The organism is Alkalimonas amylolytica, assembly GCF_900107845.1.
Classification (GTDB): domain Bacteria; phylum Pseudomonadota; class Gammaproteobacteria; order Enterobacterales; family Alteromonadaceae; genus Alkalimonas; species Alkalimonas amylolytica.
Map to the genome: position 1 here is coordinate 122,174 of NZ_FNRM01000006.1, position 15,272 is coordinate 137,445.

Below are 15,272 nucleotides of genomic sequence, written 5' to 3' on the forward strand. Positions count from 1 at the left end.
AGGAGACCGCCATGCACGCTGTCGAACCACTATTGCAACCCCAGCCCAGCTCGCCTGAACAGCCTGCGGCCTGGCTGGCGGCCTTTGAGCGTGATGGACTGGTGGTGTTGCCAGAGTACCTCACCGCTGATCTATGCCACACATTATTGCAGGAAGTGCAGCAGCAGGCTGAGCTGACACCTGCAGCCATTGGCCGTGGTCAGCAACGACAACATGCCAGCGATATCCGTCGCGATAAAACCTGTTGGCTGGATGGCAGCACCGTAGCGCAGCAACGTTACATGCTGGAGCTGAACACCATTCTCAGCCAACTAAACCGGCATTTTTTTCTGGGTCTGACGGGCTACGAATGCCATTTCGCGCATTACCAGCCAGGCGATTTTTACCGCACCCATCTGGATGCTTTTAATCGGCAGGCGAGCCGGCAGGTCACCAGTGTTTGTTATCTAAATGATGTGCAAGATGGCGGAGAACTGGTGCTGTACGATGAACAGCACACCGAACTGATGCAACTACCGCCAAGAGCAGGCAGCCTTATTCTGTTTGAAAGCAGCCGTTTTCCGCACCAGGTATTGCCTACCCGGCAGGATCGCTTCAGCATTGCCGGTTGGTTTCGACGCGATGATGTCCTGCTGTGAACGGTCTGCTCGCAGCCTGGTGGCTACATCAAGCTACCGCAGCCACAAGTCCAGTACGATGCCGGCAAAGATCAGCAATCCAACATAATGATTGTGCAAAAAAGCCTGAAAACACTGCGCCCGGCTTTGAGATGCTAACCTAAACTGATACCCGAACAACGGCAAACACAACAGCAGCGACAACTGATACCACCATCCCAGCTCAGCAAGCTGACCCACCCAGTACAACAATGCCAAAGTCAGCGCCTGCAACAGCAGGATGGTGGGCAAAGCATAGCGACCAAACAAAATCGCGGTCGATTTAATGCCTACCTGCTCATCATCCGGCTGGTCCACCATCGCATAGTAGGTATCGTAGGCCACAGTCCAGCATAAATTAGCCAAGTAGAGCCACCAGACCAGAGCCGGTAACTGCAGCTGAATGGCCATGAAAGCCATGGGCATACCCCAGCTGAAGGCCGCTCCCAGCACTACCTGCGGCAGATAAGTGTATCGTTTCATAAAGGGATACAGGGAGGCTAACGCCACCGCCCCCAGCGATAACAAGGCCGTTTGCCAGTTCAAAAACAGCAATAAGGTTGCTGCCAACAACAGTAAGAACACAAACAGCTGCAGAGCTTCACTGGCCGACACCTTGCCCACCGCCAGCGGTCTGAGCCGAGTTCGGGCCACAGCGCCATCGAAGTTCCGATCGGCGTAATCATTGATCACACAACCAGCCGAGCGCATCAACACAACGCCAAGAGTAAATACCAGCCAGAGCGACCAGGGCGGCACCCCCTCCGCAGCCAACCACAAGGCCCACCAGGTTGGCCACAACAGCAAATAAATACCTACAGGCTTATCTAGCCGCATTAGTTGTCGGTAATAGGGCCAATGTGACCAGCGCAATTGCCAACTCATAACCGATACACCTCTGGCATGAAAACTTCCACCACATGCAATGGGTGCTCGGCCAACCAAAATACCGAGCGTCTGGCCCACAACGTGGGCTCTGTCAACGGCAAAGGTAGTGTAAGCTGAGCAGTATCAAGCTCTGCGACTTCAATGGGGCCCCGTTGCAACGCCGGGTGACGAAAAATAAACTCCCCAAGCGGCTGGCTACCCAGCCGGGCCAAAGGCTCAATCGCCGTCAGGGTCGAAGCCGGCAACCAGCTCTGTGCATAAATCATGGCCTGCTCATCACAATACAACAATACTTCACGCAACAGGGCATCTCCAGCACCGGTCAACTGAGCATGCAACGGCTCAGGAAGCGGATAAAACTGCTCTGTCAGCATCTGCAACCGGAATTGCTGGCAACGGCTTTTTAGCCGGGCTGTCAGAGAATCAGTTTCCAGCAACCAAGAGCATTGCGCAGGCAACAGCCGAAGGGCAGCAGGCGTTTGCCAATGAGCTTGCAGCAAATAGTGGGCAGTGGTGATGGGCATGGTACTCATATCATTGCAAAAACCGCCGCATCATAGCAATTTCACGCATAGATTTCAGTAATTCTGTAGCAGGCCGATAGAACAAATGACAGAAACTGCTATGATCTGACCAGCAGTAGCGAGCACCAGCCAGAAACAGGGATCAAACCGCTTATGAAGTATGCCAGCATTTTACTGACAGTCCTGATGTTGCTTTGCAGCCTCTATACACCAGCCGCTCAGGCACAACGGAACGAACAAGACATTGTGTATTATGGCTTTGACCCGGACATTGTGACCAACTATGTTACGTCAGGTCGTCGCTCTCTGGGGTATGTCCGGGTATCCGTAGAGCTGATGGTAGCCGATCGTAGTTACCTTGCTGATATTGAGTATCATGAACCACTGATCCTGAATACGATTATTCGTGTTTTCAATCAACAACACGAAGACAAAGTCAAATCGCTGACCGGCCGCGAAGAAATTCGCCAAACCATTCTGCAAGAACTGCAAGCGGTGCTAAAACGCGAAACCGGTAAAGACATGATCCATGATGTACTGTTCACCCGGTACATTCATCAATAGCAGCGCATGTAATTACTTTTGAAATCAACTTTCTCCGTTACGTAGAACGGCCTGGCTTATGCCGCAGCAACCAGGCCCAGCCACAACCAGCCACTAAACCACCCAAGTGTGCCCAATTGGCCATCGACACCCAGAGGACATCCAGAAAACCGAGCAGCATCCAGATCAACATAAAGGCCACCAGGCCCCCATCCAGTCTCAACCCTTGAGCAGGGTTTAATCGCCCTGCCCACCAGAAATAGCCAAAGAGCGCGTACACCACTCCCGACAAACCACCAAAATATGGCCCCACCAACAGATACTGCGCCACATTGGCTATCAGTGCACTACTCAATGTGAACGACAGCAGCTGCCCGCTACCTAAGCGCCGTTCAAATTGGCCAGCCAACAGCCACCACCACAGTAAGTTAAACACCAGATGCGTCAGTGAAAAATGCAATAGTGCCGGACTAAACCAGCGCCAGCTTTCCGTCAGGTTCATGGCAGCGGGTTGCAGGAAAATACCCAAGGCAGCAGAGGCTTGTTGCGGTGCTATTTGCTGCCAACCATACACCAGCAGAGCCAGCACTAACACCAGCAGCGTCACAGGTCCGCTGAATGCTTTGAACTGCAAGCCTGCCCAAAGTGGTGCTGCGCCGGAGCCAGTCGCAATCTTGCTGCGCTGCCAGGCAGCAGCATGGTATCGTGGATGATCAGGATTGTGTAAAAACGCGTCCAATGCCTGGCTCACCTGCTGCAGTTGGCTTTCCTCTACATAGAGAGCGGCCCGCTCAGCCCCTTCAACCACAGCTTGCACCGACCACCCCTGAGTCACGCAGTAATCGGCAAACAGATGGGCTGCATTGGGCGAGTTCAACTCTCCCAGCTTAATCATCGGCGCGTTTCACCGGATGATGCAGCTGCCATAGCGCCATCCCCCCATCCATGCTGTAGACCTCATCGAAACCTTGCTGTGCCAGATACTGAGCAGCTCCCTGGCTAGAGTTGCCATGGTAGCAAACCACCACGACTGGTGTTGCAAAGCCATGCTGCTGCATAAAGGCAGGCAAACTTGCTGAGGTCAAATGCCAGGCGCCATCAATATGCCCGGCGGCATAGCTCTGTTCATCACGGATATCGGCAATGACCGCTGTTTGCTGTTGCCACCGACTAGCCGTTTCATCCACCGAGATGTGCTTAAATTCAAACATAGCAAGCTCCTGTAATCACTGCCGGCTATTATACCCAAGTCCCCTCAAGATGCGAGTTTCAGAGTCACTGGAGGCGTTGGTTACCAAGCTGGCATCATGCATGGCCCGAGCAAGCAATGGCAAGCTGCTTACTAACCACTCTAAAACGTCAAATATCGTTTTTTTATCACTTTGTATCCAGTAAGACTGGACAAATGATTAAAGGAAAGTTAACACTATAGCGAGCACATAATTCGCAGCGCTGCCTACGAGGACACCCATGACAACTTTGATTATTTTCGCAGTTATTCTGATCCTATTATTTTTCGTGATAAGCATTTTTAATAGCCTGGTAAAACTGAAAAATCGCTATCAAAATGCTTTCGCCCAAATTGAAGTGCAGTTAAAGCGCCGCTACGACTTGATCCCGAACCTGGTTGAAACCGCTAAAGCCTACATGGCACATGAACGGGATACGCTGGAGGCAGTGATCAATGCCCGTAACGCTGCTGCTGCAGGTTTAAAAGTAGCGGCTAATAATCCCGGTGATGCTGCAGCCATGGGCCAGCTTGCTGGCGCCGAATCGATGCTGCAAGGTGCTATGAGCCGGCTGAACGTAGTGATGGAGGCTTACCCGGATTTAAAAGCCAATCAAAACATGATGCAACTGTCTGAAGAGCTGACCAGTACCGAAAACCGGGTAGCTTTTGCCCGTCAGGCTTTTAACGATGCCGTTACCGCATACAACAGTTACAAGCAAAGCTTCCCGCAAGTGGTACTGGCTCCTAGTTTTGGCCATGGTGCCGATGCCAAACTCATGGAGTTTGAAGACAGTCAGGCCATTCAGGCCGCGCCTAAAGTCAGCTTCTAACACCCTATGGCCAGTAATTTCTTCAGCCAGCAGGATCTGGCCAGGCGCAATACCCGCATTCTGGTGGTGTTGTTTGCTCTGGCAGTACTGCTGCTACTGACACTGACCAATCTGCTGGTCGCTGTGGTGTTTGGCTTTGCCGATAGCGAAGCCATTCAGTCCGGTTTACAACGCGGTTTCTTTCAGCCTGAATTGCTGCTGTGGACCAGTCTGATTGTGCTGAGTGCCATTGGCATTGCTATGCTGCTTAAATGGCAGCAATTGCGTAAAGGGGGACGCGTGGTTGCCGAGGCACTGGGTGGCCAACGTGTGTCGCCGGACACCACCGATGCCAGACACCGCCAACTGCTGAATGTAGTGGAAGAAATGGCATTGGCCGCCAACCTGCCGGTTCCGGCTGTGTATGTGCTGCCGGAAAACGGCATCAATGCCTTTGCCGCCGGTTACAGCCCGGCCGATGCCGTGATTGGTGTGACCCAGGGCTGTCTGGAGCAATTAAGCCGCGATGAACTGCAGGGGGTCATCGCCCATGAGTTCAGCCATATTCTCAATGGCGATATGCGCATGAACATCAAAATGATTGCGGTGCTTAATGGCATTTTGTTTGTCGGCCATGTCGGTTATCTACTCCTGCGAGGCAGCCGTGGGGCACACATCGCAGCACGCAGCAGCCGCAATAATAAAGGCGGCGGTGGTGCCGCGGCCATTCTGCTACTGGGATTAGGCTTTACCATTCTTGGCTATTTAGGTGCCTTTTTTGGTAACCTGATCAAATCGGCGGTCAGTCGCCAGCGCGAATACCTGGCCGATGCCTCGGCGGTGCAGTTTACCCGCAATCCGGCCGGTATCGCCGGGGCGCTCAAACAAATTGCAGCCAGTTCACGCGGTACAAAAATCAGCAATCAGAATGCCGATGAAAACAGCCACCTGTTCTTTGGCGAAGCCATCAGTCGCTGGGCCAGTATTTTTGCCACCCACCCCCCCTTAACCGATCGCATCAAACGGCTGGAACCACGCTGGAATGGGAAGCTACCTGCTGCACGTACGGATGAAGCCAACCAGGTTGCCGCCGTCTCAGCCGCCAATGACACGGCAGATACGCCTAAAAACGATACACCAGGTCAGCGCTTACTGGCCGCCTTACCTGTACTCCTGCTGCAAACGGCTCATCAGCCACTGCAGGCAGAACCGTTATTGTTGGCTTTGTTGATTAGTAACGATGAAGTCAGCCGGCCAAAACAGTTACAGGTCATTCGTGACCAAGGCTCGATAGCTCTGCTACAGGATGTCGACCGCTTGCTAAGCCAGATTGAGCCATTGCCAGAGCGACAGAAGCTGATGCTGGCTCAGCTGTGCATTCCAAGCCTGAAAACCTTGACGGCAGTTAGGTTTGAACGCTTTGAGCAACTGTTGCTGCAAGTTATTAATGCCGATGGCGAGCTGCATCTGCTTGAGTGGGCCATCGCGCAGTTGGTGGACCATGCAGTAGCCAGCCAGTTTCGCAGTAGCGAGGTGGTTCGTCATACCTCGGTCAGCAAATTTGCCGATATTCATGCCGAAGCCTTGCAACTGCTAAGCCTGGTGGCCAATGCAACCAGTGACGACAGCGCCAGCTGCCAGCAGAGCTGGCAAGCCGGCCTTAACAGCTGGCAACTGGCTGACGATACAGCGCAGCCCGATGCCAGTTATCAGGCAGTGCAAGCATTGCTGCCCAAACTGATGGCTGCCAGCCCTAAGGTGAAAGAAAAGCTGTGGCTGGGGATGCAGGCAGCAGCACAATCCGATAGCCAACTATCTGAACAACAAGATGTTCAGCTAAGAGCACTGTCACTGCTGCTGGAAATTCCCTACTCCGACGAAGCGATTTCTATTTAGCACTTTAGCTTGGGCGTTTCGTTCGGTACAATAGCGTTTTATTTTTGCACAGGGGCTTTGATGTCTGAGCGTCGCTTTTTTCTGATGTACGATCCATCCTTTGACGACATGGATGCCGAAGGCTGTCCGGCCTATGGCTATGTCATGTTTTTTGACGAGCAGGATGCGGCTAATTATCAGAGTGGCGAAAACCCGGACTCGCCTGCGGTTTCCATGCTGTTCACCGACCACAAAGATGGCCAGATTAGTGCCGACTTACTGGGTTGGGCCCATCTGGAAGCGGACATTTTCCAACAGCTACCTCTTGGCCACTTTCTTGGTTTGATGGAGCAAGCGGCCCAGGTCGCCATTCATGCCGGTCGTCAGGTTGGCCAGGTGCCTGAGCGGCTGGTCAGCAGCCAGGACAGCAGTGATGAGTACCTGCAGTTTGAAGTGCATTTCAGCGGCGATGAGCAAGCCGATCCGGATGCCGAATGGCAACTGGCCCGCAGCCTGATCAGTGGCCGTCCTTACCTCGACTCTTAAGTAGCATACCAAAGCGGCTGTATTGGCAAAGTCACCGGACTTTGCTTTAATATCAGCCAGCATACCCTTTTAAGTTTGGAGAGTTCAGGATGGTTCAGCCACTGGATATGAACGCCATTGATCAGGCGCTGCAAGGCTTTACCATCCCGCCCCAGCCGGATGTACTGCTGCACATTCAGCAACTGGTGCAGCAACCAGAGCCCAATATGCAGCGGCTGGCTACCTTGATTAATATGGACATTGGCCTGGCTGGCTTTACTTTGAAAGTAGTGAACTCAGCTTACTTTGGTCTGCGCAGCAAAATCACCTCCATTGAGCATGCCTGCAAGTTCCTCGGCGTCAACCGGGTGGTCAAGCTGGTTCGCAGTGTCTTGCTACGCTTTACCCTGGAGCAAGGCCAGCAGAAAGATCCTTTCTCACAAAAGCTCTGGAGCAACGCCCTGCTCGTTGCCAATAGTGCCGCTAGCCTGGCGAGGCACCTGCAATGGCCTCAGGAGCTCTGTGATGATTGCTACACTCTGGGTTTATTTCGCAACGCCGGTATTGCCCTGATCACCGCTCAGGCGCCGAACTACGCTGATTTGGTGAAAATAGGTGTGCTGGCAGGTCAGGGTTACAGCGAGGCGGAAGAGCACCGTTTTCACACCTGCCACGAAATTCTGGGTTACCTGATTGCTCAATCCTGGGGCTTGCCCGCCGAGCTGTGCAATGTGATTGCTTACCACCACAGCCCGGCTTTGATTCTGGAATCAGACAACGAACTGGAACAACGGCTGTTTGCCATGCTGAAACTGGCCGAACACATGAGTGGTGAAAGCCGGGTATTGTTTGATATGACACTGGACCCGGAGTGGGAGCAATTTGCCCCACAAATGCTGGATGTATTGCAGCTGGAGCTGTTCCAATTGCCTGAGCTGGCCGAAGTACTGCGGCAAAACGAGCTTAGTACCATCTATACGGGTTAAGCGCCGATGGCACATCAGAAGCTGCATTTGCCTGAAAAAACCTGCCCAGTCTGTCAGCGCCCTTTTGCCTGGCGTAAGAAATGGCAACACTGCTGGAATGAAGTAACCTACTGCTCTAAGCGCTGCCGCCAACAGCGCAAACCTGCTAAGGAGACACATCATGGCTAAAGCCTGTGCCCTGCATATTCTGGTGAAAACCAAAGCGGAAGCAGAAAAGCTGAAACAACAACTGGCCAAAGGCGCTGATTTTGGCCAACTCGCCAAAAAACACTCACTGTGTCCTTCCGGCAAAAAAGGCGGTGATTTAGGCGAGTTTCGCCCCGGCCAGATGGTGCGTGCATTCGATGAAGTGGTGTTTAAAAAAGCCGTGCTGGAAGTGCACGGCCCGGTCAAAACCCAGTTTGGCTTTCACTTGATTAAAACCCTGTACCGCAGCTAACCGTTGCTTTCGGAAAACCTGGTAGCCGATTGCACACAGGCTGGGTTGCCTTCTTCGAGCAGCGAGCTGGCAAAAAACCATTCTTTGAACACCTGCCATTCATCCGTGATCGGGCTTTGGCAGCGGCCATTGGCCTGTTCGGCAAATACATCTTTTGTACACAGCGGGGTATCGGCTAATTGCCCGCGGTAGGCGTAAGCGTACACCACCTGACACAGCGGGCTGACATAGGTATCAAACACCACCAGCCACCCCTGCTGGTAACGCACCAGACTAAAGCTCGGGATCCGCTGAGCGACTGCAGTGGCAATAATCTGGGGGGCTTTTGCCTGCTCCAGCAACACCAGATCTTGCCCTTGCCGCTGGCGGATCTGTACCTGCTCGCCCCGGCGCCAGGCAAAGCCATCGTATGGGGTAGCGTCAGCGGTGTCGGTAAGTGCGTTCAAACCATGCAGATCACGGCGCACTTCCTGACGAATAGTTCGCTCTACCTGCTCTGCTTGCGTAAGACCCTGCATCTTTTCGCAGGCGGTTAGCAGTAAACCCAAGATGGCAACAACAGCAATTTTGTACACAACCTGTCCCTGTACTTTCTGACGCACTTAGAGATTGCTATTATGCCGCCGGATATTCGTTCCATGCAAAATATATATACCTGATACTTTTAATTTCCAAGCCTCAATCGAGCCGCACTTCAAAGTTCATCTGCAGCGGCTTATCCGATCCTGCAGGTATCACCTGAACCTCGAACTGGAAAATGCGCTCTGAACTGGTATCCAGCGTACCAACAAAGGAAACATAACCATCCGCTTCTACCGGACGCATCTCAACCGTACTGACATGACCAATCAGGCTTTGGTGTTGCACTGTCACCTCGCCCCACACTGTGGCAGGCTGCTGCTCAGAGCGCGTATCCAAAATAACCAGATTGAGCATGGCCAGATCGGCAGCCTGCTCGATGCCATACCGCCGGGCCATGCTTTCATCCAGCTCACCGGTACCAATCACATTGGCTCGAAGCGTATAGCCATCAAACTCCACCACATGCCCCAAGGGTCGCTGCTCTTCCACCGGTTGACCGACAGCAGCACTCTCCTCAGTCACATCCAGCCGAGGTTCAGGCTGTCCGCAGCCAACCAACACTGCAATGAGCACAAACAGGCTCATACCTAGCCTGGCTGGCGACACCCTATTGCGGTAAAAAGTGTGCTTCTGCAGCACAGATATCCATAGAGTGCGCATTGTATTGTTGATCTTCATTATCCGCTCCTGGTAGTAAAGAATAACAGATGGGCCTGCTAGCTGGGTGCAGGCAAGAAAGAGGTGGTGCCTTTGTTTTGACCGATCATCAGGTCAGTACTGTCACCACATTAGACGGATGCCCACCGGACATCCGTGCGGTATCGCACTTAGTATCATTATCGTTTTAGTATAGATCGATCAGTGCAAGGGTCAAATCAGCCGGGCATGAACCCTGATTCGGACAGAACCGGGTTAAGGTGGTTGGTAAGGGTAAATCGCCCGAATTCAGCGGGCCTCAGGCAGTGCCTGCCTTTTTACTGGTTTAGCGGCTGTGCTTTCACTATAATCGGCCGCCCGATAACGAAACCGAGACTCTGATGCAAATTGTGCTGGCGCCGATGGAAGGCGTGGTTGATCATCTGATGCGCGATATGTTGACCCGGATTGGCGGTTTTGATCTGTGCATCACCGAATTTGTCCGGGTAGTCGATCAGCGCTTACCTGCCCGGGTGTTCCGGCGGCTATGCCCGGAGCTTGCGCATGGCGGCAAAACGGCGGCCGGTGTGCCCGTGCGGGTGCAGCTACTTGGGCAAGAGCCACACTGGCTGGCAGAAAATGCCGCCAAAGCCGTGCAGTTAGGCTCGCCTGGCATTGATTTAAATTTTGGCTGCCCGGCCAAAACCGTCAATAAAAGCCGGGGCGGTGCTGTATTGTTAAAAGAAACCGAGCGCTTGTACCAGATTGTCAAAGCGGTGCGGCAGGCCGTGCCGGCCGAACAGCCGGTCAGCGTAAAAATCCGCCTTGGCTATGACGATACCAGCCTTACGCTGGACAACGCCAGCGCCATTGCCGAAGCCGGTGCCAGTGTGCTAACCGTGCATGCCCGAACCAAAAGCGATGGCTACCGTCCGCCAGCCTACTGGCCCTGGATTGCCCGTATCCGCGAGCGCATTGCCATACCGGTGATCGCCAATGGCGAAATATGGACACCAGCCCAGGCCGCGCAATGCCGGCAAGAAGCCAATACCCCGGATATTATGCTGGGCCGTGGCGCCCTGGCATTGCCCAACCTGGCGCAATGCATTCGCAGCGATCAACAGGCCATGCCCTGGCCTGAGGTCCTGCAACTGCTGATGCGTTATTCAGAGTTTGAAATCACAGGCGATAAAGGCAAGTACTACAGCAACCGCATCAAGCAATGGTTCAGCTACTTAAAACTGCAATATCCGGAGGCTGTGGTATTATTCCAGCAGCTGCGCGTCCTAAAACGCAACGATGACATCTTGGTATTGTTGCAGCAAAAGCTGCATGACAGCCTGCCCTAACCGCCAGATACCGCAAAGCGCGGCAATCATCCTGCTCTTCATGTTCCGGGCCGCTGCACCATAGAGCCATTAAAACCAGCCGTGGGCATACCACATCCAAAGCGCCATCCCAACCATCATCAGGTTCTCTGTAAGCGAGACGAAGCCAAGAGGTACCTTGTTGGCGCCACCAACACAGGCACAGGTAAGTTTTCGTTTATCCAGATACACGGCTTTGAACACCGACACGGCACCGACAACACCAATAAAGAGTGCAACCGGGATCGATAGCCAGTTCAATAGGCCGCCCACCATCAACACGCCAGCCAGTCCTTCGGCAAATGGGTAGATATAGCCGTAAGGGACCCAACGCCGAGCCACCAAATCGTAGTTCAGGAACATGGTCGAGAAGCTTTCCACATCCTGCAACTTTAACAGGGCCAGTACCACCATCGACAAAGCAATAAACCACTCTATCGCCTGAATGGATAACCAGCTGCCATGAATGCCCATATTCAAAGCCAGTGCAGTCAATGCGGTTATGGCAAACAGCGCGACCACTGGTCGGTACGATGGTGCCTCCGGATCGCGTACCGGCTTACCTAAGTAGTTGCGCACGGCCTCGTAACCACCAAGGCGCTTCCCATCAATAAAGACCTGAGGGGTGGTTTTCACCTTGTGGCGTGCTTTAAAGCTGTCGATGTCTGCACGCGAGTTCAGGTGGTGATCCTCTACCTCAAAGCCAGACTGACGTAACAAGTGCAATGTTTTCAGGCCATAAGGGCATTGATGCTTCGGAGTCATCATGCGGTACAGCACTGCGCTTTTCGTAGTCGTGTGCATAACACATCACCTCTGCTGCTAAATTCAGGAAGAAGCTTACACTCTGTACCATAGTTCAGAGTCAAGTGGCTTGCATGCTGGCAATGGCACATCGCATTCTGCTTGCCTGAGCTAAGTGGCTGCCATCAGGGGCTTGCGTCTGCATCTTTCTCATTGTATTTGCCCACCGAATCTTCGATGATGTCACAGGCAATCCCGGTTTCACCCTCGCTACGAGTAACAGCAACCAACACAACCTGATCGTTTTCTATCGCATCTTTAATCAAATCAGCCAGCCAGCCTTCTTTCTTTTCAGGGCCTGAGGTCGCTCCCGCAGCGGCACCGATCAGGCCGCCAATGCTTGCTCCCCAGCCAATCAGCATCAGTGGCGCAATCAATGGGCTGGCAACAAATAATGTAACGCTGGTTGCGGCTAAAGCCACACTGCCAACCACACCAACGCCAGTACCCACTGCAGTTCCGATGGCACCATCCACCAGAATATCTTGCAACGCACGGTCGCTTTTTGCCTCCTCGGCTGGTGAGACTGACGTTGCAGTTGGCGGTGTGTCCGCACAAAAGATGTGCAATTGCTGGCGAGACAACCCCTTTGCTACCATTTTGTTGACGGCACTTTCCGCATCCTCACGTACAGGGAAAAAACCCGATACATGATGGCAATAATCGTTCATGCGCTTTCTCCTCCAGGATCTCCAATACCGCACAGGTAAGCCTGCCTGAAAAGTACGTGGGCGTCTGTACGTTACAGCACAACATAAAATGGACTTTTCCTGTGTAATAGCATTGTTTCAGTGACGAACGTGAAGGGTAACTATGCAATTAGGTAGACACAAATTACTTTAAACAACCCTGATAACCAGTTGCAGCACCATACACCAGGCAGGAGGAAAGAAGCCGTGAGCAATAAAGCCAGAGCCCCTACCTTTCCATGCCGGACGCAAAGTGTGGGTGAAGAAGTGGCCAACAGCGTCAGCCATGCCATTGGCATGGTGGCAGCAATAGTCGCCACGCCTTTTATCATCCACCAGGCTATGCGCACGGGCGCTCCATCCTTTGTGGTGGGCGTAAGCATTTTCTGCGCCACCATGATTGCATTGTATCTGGCCTCCGCCGTCTACCATATGCTCCCTCAGGGCCGCGCTAAACTGATATGCCAGGATATTGACCACTCCGCCATTTACCTGTTAATAGCCGGTACCTACACCCCTTTTACTCTGGGCGCTCTGAGTGGCCCCTGGGGCTGGACGCTGTTTGGGATTATCTGGGGATTGGCCACTTTTGGTGTGGTGATGAAAAGCCAGAGAAAACTGCAACACCCAGTGCTGTCTGTCGGGCTGTACCTGATTATGGGCTGGATGATCCTGATTGCCCTGCCCCCACTCTCCCGCCAGGTGTCACTGGCAGGCATTGTTTGGCTGGCAGCAGGTGGCATCGCCTATACCCTGGGGGTGGTATTTTATCTGCTGGATACCCGGGTGAAGTTTGCGCACTTTATCTGGCATTTATTTGTACTAACCGGCACCCTCTGCCACTTTGTGGCCGTTTACAATTACGCTCATGGTTAAAACTCACCTCTATTCATCTATTCATCTATTCATCTATTCATCTGATTGACCACAACAGTCGATATATAGCACGTCTCAGGGCGCTACGGGGATTTCGGGGGAGTTTCGAGGTCAGATAGCCATAGCCGTAAAGCAGCTAATGCACTGGGTCGCTGAACAGGGCAAGATCGCGAACATTTTTTAATCAGTAAACGATCGATTCGACGATCAGTTTTAGTTGTGATCTTATACTCTCTTTTTCGGGGAAGTAGCATGCACCTTGAAGTTTTCACCACGCATTTTGCATTGCAAAAATTGCCCCTGAACAATTCCGGCAGTGCTTTATTGATGGGATGCAGGCCGTGCATAAGCTGACAAAGGGCGAGCTGGTTGCCATTGATGGTAAAACGCTTCGAGGCTCTTTTCACCGGGAAGATCGAAAATCGACCATCCACATGGTCATTGCGTTTGCCTGTGCCAACAAAGTGGTGTTGGGGCAGCTTAAGACGGCAGAAAAGTCGAATGAAATCACGGCAATTCCAGAGCTTATCCGATTGCGGATATCGAAGGCGGCAGTGTAGCGCCACCTGTGCAGTTTTGAAAAAAATATAGCTGCTTTTACTCGAATACCTTAAACAGCTTACTGCATAAACCGCAGATGTTCATCAATTTGGCAATATGAGATGGTTTTAGGCTCGATGGAGTCGTTTAATAGCCAGCATTCGTTGTAAATAGAGCAGTAACAAAGCTCTATTTTTAACTTATTGTCAGCGACTAATAGCTTTGCTGCTTCAAAATCAGTGGTATACAGTGCTGTTACTGTTTCTCCGGCAGAGATAACTCTTGAATAGATAAATGATTGAGTATGGGATACAGTGCGGCCTGTACTTAATGTCAGATACTCAGGCCAACTTCGTATTGGCTGATCCTCGTAGCTGAGCCTTACATATTTAATAAGTGCTGGGCCAGTGCCTTTATTGGTAATTTCATATGCAAAATTGTCTCCCTCGATATAGTTATAGAAAAACTCCAGTCTTGGCCATACCGAAGCGCGGGCGTAAGCTCGGTCAATAAAAGCCGAATAGATACTAACAAAAGCTGTGATGAGACTGACCATTAGCGCTGAGCCCGCGATAATCATTTCAGGGTTCTTAAAGCTGTAACGTTTTGTCATTGTTATTTCGCAGTAAAGTAAATGGCTACTACACTTTACTGCAGCCAGTTTACATAGTGCAAATAGTTCTTGCATTGAGGAAAAGTAACTTTGAGCGGATTAGCTATCAATTTGATCTCAACGAGTGTAAGCGTGCGGCGATTAAAATCGGGGTTAAAATCGGGGTCAGATAAAAATTAAATCCTATCTTTCCTCGGTCGCCCTAAAATCGGGGTCAGATAAAAATTAAATCCTATCTTTCCTCGGTCGCCCTGCTTTGCCTTTGTACTGCCTGCGCCCGGTTAATACTTCCACTTCTTGTTTAAAGCGCTCATTTCCAAGTGCCATGCTGCTTTTGATAGTAGTTGGGTGTTTTGATTTGCAGAACAGCTGGCAAATGGCAGCATAAACCAGCGTTTGTTCACGTAGCAAGTGAGCATTTGAGAGTAAGCGATCAGCTCGCTTAATGTTATGTTTTTCAAGAGCACTTGAGTGAATCCCCCGGCCTATACTGGTCACCGTAGCAGCATTAACATTGGCCAGGCTGTGCACACAATCAATGACAGCTTTTTGCCTGGTTGCATGCATTTTAGGTGTGACAAATGAAACGATATTGGTCAATATAGTACGAACATTCATGGTTGTTTGGTCTCAGTGATGTTTGGCGATTGATCTGATCACCGAACGCCATGAATGTTCCTTATCATGTC

General features: G+C 51.9%; 20 protein-coding genes and 1 pseudogene. 11 read left to right on the forward strand and 10 right to left on the reverse strand.

Features of this window, described 5'->3' with window-relative positions:
- Window positions 1-11: 11 nt before the first annotated feature.
- Window positions 12-638, forward strand: coding sequence for a 2OG-Fe(II) oxygenase (locus BLW37_RS12545; RefSeq protein ID WP_091343397.1), 627 nt, complete (start codon window positions 12-14; stop codon window positions 636-638).
- Between the two features lie 33 nt (window positions 639-671).
- Here the strand turns inward: BLW37_RS12545 and ubiA are convergent, their stop codons facing one another.
- Both ubiA and BLW37_RS12555 read right to left on the reverse strand, forming a co-directional pair.
- On the reverse strand, window positions 672-1,541 hold the full coding sequence (ubiA, locus tag BLW37_RS12550) for a 4-hydroxybenzoate octaprenyltransferase (RefSeq protein WP_091343399.1): 870 nt from the start codon (window positions 1,539-1,541) through the stop codon (window positions 672-674).
- Window positions 1,538-2,068 carry a chorismate--pyruvate lyase family protein gene (locus BLW37_RS12555; RefSeq protein WP_091343743.1) on the reverse strand — a complete coding sequence of 177 codons (531 nt, stop codon included), beginning with the start codon at window positions 2,066-2,068 and terminating at the stop codon, window positions 1,538-1,540. Before BLW37_RS12555 ends, ubiA begins: the two co-directional genes overlap by 4 nt.
- Window positions 2,069-2,221: 153 nt before the next feature.
- Here BLW37_RS12555 and BLW37_RS12560 point away from each other — a divergent pair, with 153 nt between their 5' ends.
- Window positions 2,222-2,632: a flagellar basal body-associated protein FliL gene (locus BLW37_RS12560; RefSeq protein WP_091343401.1), complete on the forward strand. Its 411-nt coding sequence runs from the start codon at window positions 2,222-2,224 to the stop codon at window positions 2,630-2,632.
- Between the two features lie 37 nt (window positions 2,633-2,669).
- Here BLW37_RS12560 and glpG read toward each other — a convergent pair whose 3' ends face one another.
- Window positions 2,670-3,506, reverse strand: a complete 837-nt coding sequence (gene glpG, locus BLW37_RS12565) for a rhomboid family intramembrane serine protease GlpG (protein ID WP_091343403.1) — start codon at window positions 3,504-3,506, stop codon at window positions 2,670-2,672.
- Window positions 3,499-3,822: a thiosulfate sulfurtransferase GlpE gene (gene glpE / locus BLW37_RS12570; RefSeq protein WP_091343404.1), complete on the reverse strand. Its 324-nt coding sequence runs from the start codon at window positions 3,820-3,822 to the stop codon at window positions 3,499-3,501. Before glpE ends, glpG begins: the two co-directional genes overlap by 8 nt.
- Window positions 3,823-4,081: 259 nt before the next feature.
- Here glpE and BLW37_RS12575 point away from each other — a divergent pair, with 259 nt between their 5' ends.
- The 6 genes from BLW37_RS12575 to ppiC all read left to right on the forward strand — a co-directional run bounded on the left by BLW37_RS12575 (window position 4,082) and on the right by ppiC (window position 8,476).
- Window positions 4,082-4,672, forward strand: coding sequence for a LemA family protein (locus BLW37_RS12575; RefSeq protein WP_091343406.1), 591 nt, complete (start codon window positions 4,082-4,084; stop codon window positions 4,670-4,672).
- Between the two features lie 6 nt (window positions 4,673-4,678).
- Window positions 4,679-6,547, forward strand: a complete 1,869-nt coding sequence (locus tag BLW37_RS12580; RefSeq protein WP_091343408.1) for a M48 family metallopeptidase — start codon at window positions 4,679-4,681, stop codon at window positions 6,545-6,547.
- Between the two features lie 60 nt (window positions 6,548-6,607).
- Window positions 6,608-7,072 (forward strand): hypothetical protein, encoded by a 465-nt coding sequence (locus BLW37_RS12585; protein WP_091343410.1) that lies wholly within the window; start codon window positions 6,608-6,610, stop codon window positions 7,070-7,072.
- Window positions 7,073-7,161: 89 nt separating this feature from the next.
- Complete coding sequence (locus tag BLW37_RS12590) at window positions 7,162-8,037, forward strand: HDOD domain-containing protein (protein ID WP_091343411.1); 876 nt, start codon at window positions 7,162-7,164, stop codon at window positions 8,035-8,037.
- 6 nt (window positions 8,038-8,043) lie between these two features.
- Complete coding sequence (locus tag BLW37_RS12595) at window positions 8,044-8,205, forward strand: DUF2256 domain-containing protein (RefSeq protein ID WP_091343413.1); 162 nt, start codon at window positions 8,044-8,046, stop codon at window positions 8,203-8,205.
- The gene (ppiC, locus tag BLW37_RS12600) at window positions 8,198-8,476 is read left to right on the forward strand and encodes a peptidylprolyl isomerase PpiC (protein ID WP_091343414.1); all 279 of its coding nucleotides are present in this window, start codon (window positions 8,198-8,200) and stop codon (window positions 8,474-8,476) included. The genes BLW37_RS12595 and ppiC overlap by 8 nt, the downstream gene beginning before the upstream one ends.
- Here the strand turns inward: ppiC and BLW37_RS12605 are convergent.
- Window positions 8,473-9,051, reverse strand: coding sequence for a hypothetical protein (locus tag BLW37_RS12605; RefSeq protein WP_245785728.1), 579 nt, complete (start codon window positions 9,049-9,051; stop codon window positions 8,473-8,475). The genes ppiC and BLW37_RS12605 overlap by 4 nt on opposite strands.
- A gap of 103 nt (window positions 9,052-9,154) precedes the next feature.
- A complete protein-coding gene (locus tag BLW37_RS12610; RefSeq protein WP_091343416.1) occupies window positions 9,155-9,736 on the reverse strand; it encodes a DUF4426 domain-containing protein in 582 nt (193 codons plus the stop codon).
- Window positions 9,737-10,095: 359 nt separating this feature from the next.
- Here BLW37_RS12610 and dusC point away from each other — a divergent pair, with 359 nt between their 5' ends.
- Window positions 10,096-11,043, forward strand: coding sequence for a tRNA dihydrouridine(16) synthase DusC (gene dusC / locus BLW37_RS12615; protein ID WP_091343417.1), 948 nt, complete (start codon window positions 10,096-10,098; stop codon window positions 11,041-11,043).
- Window positions 11,044-11,112: 69 nt separating this feature from the next.
- On the opposite strand, the gene BLW37_RS12620 is transcribed toward dusC, so the two are convergent.
- Window positions 11,113-11,865, reverse strand: a complete 753-nt coding sequence (locus BLW37_RS12620; RefSeq protein ID WP_091343419.1) for a MauE/DoxX family redox-associated membrane protein — start codon at window positions 11,863-11,865, stop codon at window positions 11,113-11,115.
- A 125-nt stretch (window positions 11,866-11,990) separates the two neighbouring features.
- On the reverse strand, window positions 11,991-12,536 hold the full coding sequence (locus tag BLW37_RS12625) for a hypothetical protein (protein ID WP_091343420.1): 546 nt from the start codon (window positions 12,534-12,536) through the stop codon (window positions 11,991-11,993).
- A gap of 225 nt (window positions 12,537-12,761) precedes the next feature.
- Between BLW37_RS12625 and trhA the strand changes: the two genes are divergently transcribed.
- Together trhA and BLW37_RS12635 are read left to right on the forward strand one after the other, a co-directional pair.
- Window positions 12,762-13,430 carry a PAQR family membrane homeostasis protein TrhA gene (trhA, locus tag BLW37_RS12630; protein WP_245785729.1) on the forward strand — a complete coding sequence of 223 codons (669 nt, stop codon included), beginning with the start codon at window positions 12,762-12,764 and terminating at the stop codon, window positions 13,428-13,430.
- 284 nt (window positions 13,431-13,714) lie between these two features.
- A pseudogene (locus tag BLW37_RS12635) lies at window positions 13,715-13,966 on the forward strand (ISAs1 family transposase); the annotation flags it as partial.
- Window positions 13,967-14,049: 83 nt separating this feature from the next.
- Here BLW37_RS12635 and BLW37_RS12640 read toward each other — a convergent pair.
- Together BLW37_RS12640 and BLW37_RS12645 are read right to left on the reverse strand one after the other, a co-directional pair.
- Window positions 14,050-14,583 carry a hypothetical protein gene (locus tag BLW37_RS12640; protein WP_091343422.1) on the reverse strand — a complete coding sequence of 178 codons (534 nt, stop codon included), beginning with the start codon at window positions 14,581-14,583 and terminating at the stop codon, window positions 14,050-14,052.
- A 225-nt stretch (window positions 14,584-14,808) separates the two neighbouring features.
- Window positions 14,809-15,201, reverse strand: a complete 393-nt coding sequence (locus BLW37_RS12645) for a hypothetical protein (protein ID WP_139243716.1) — start codon at window positions 15,199-15,201, stop codon at window positions 14,809-14,811.
- Window positions 15,202-15,272 lie beyond the last annotated feature (71 nt).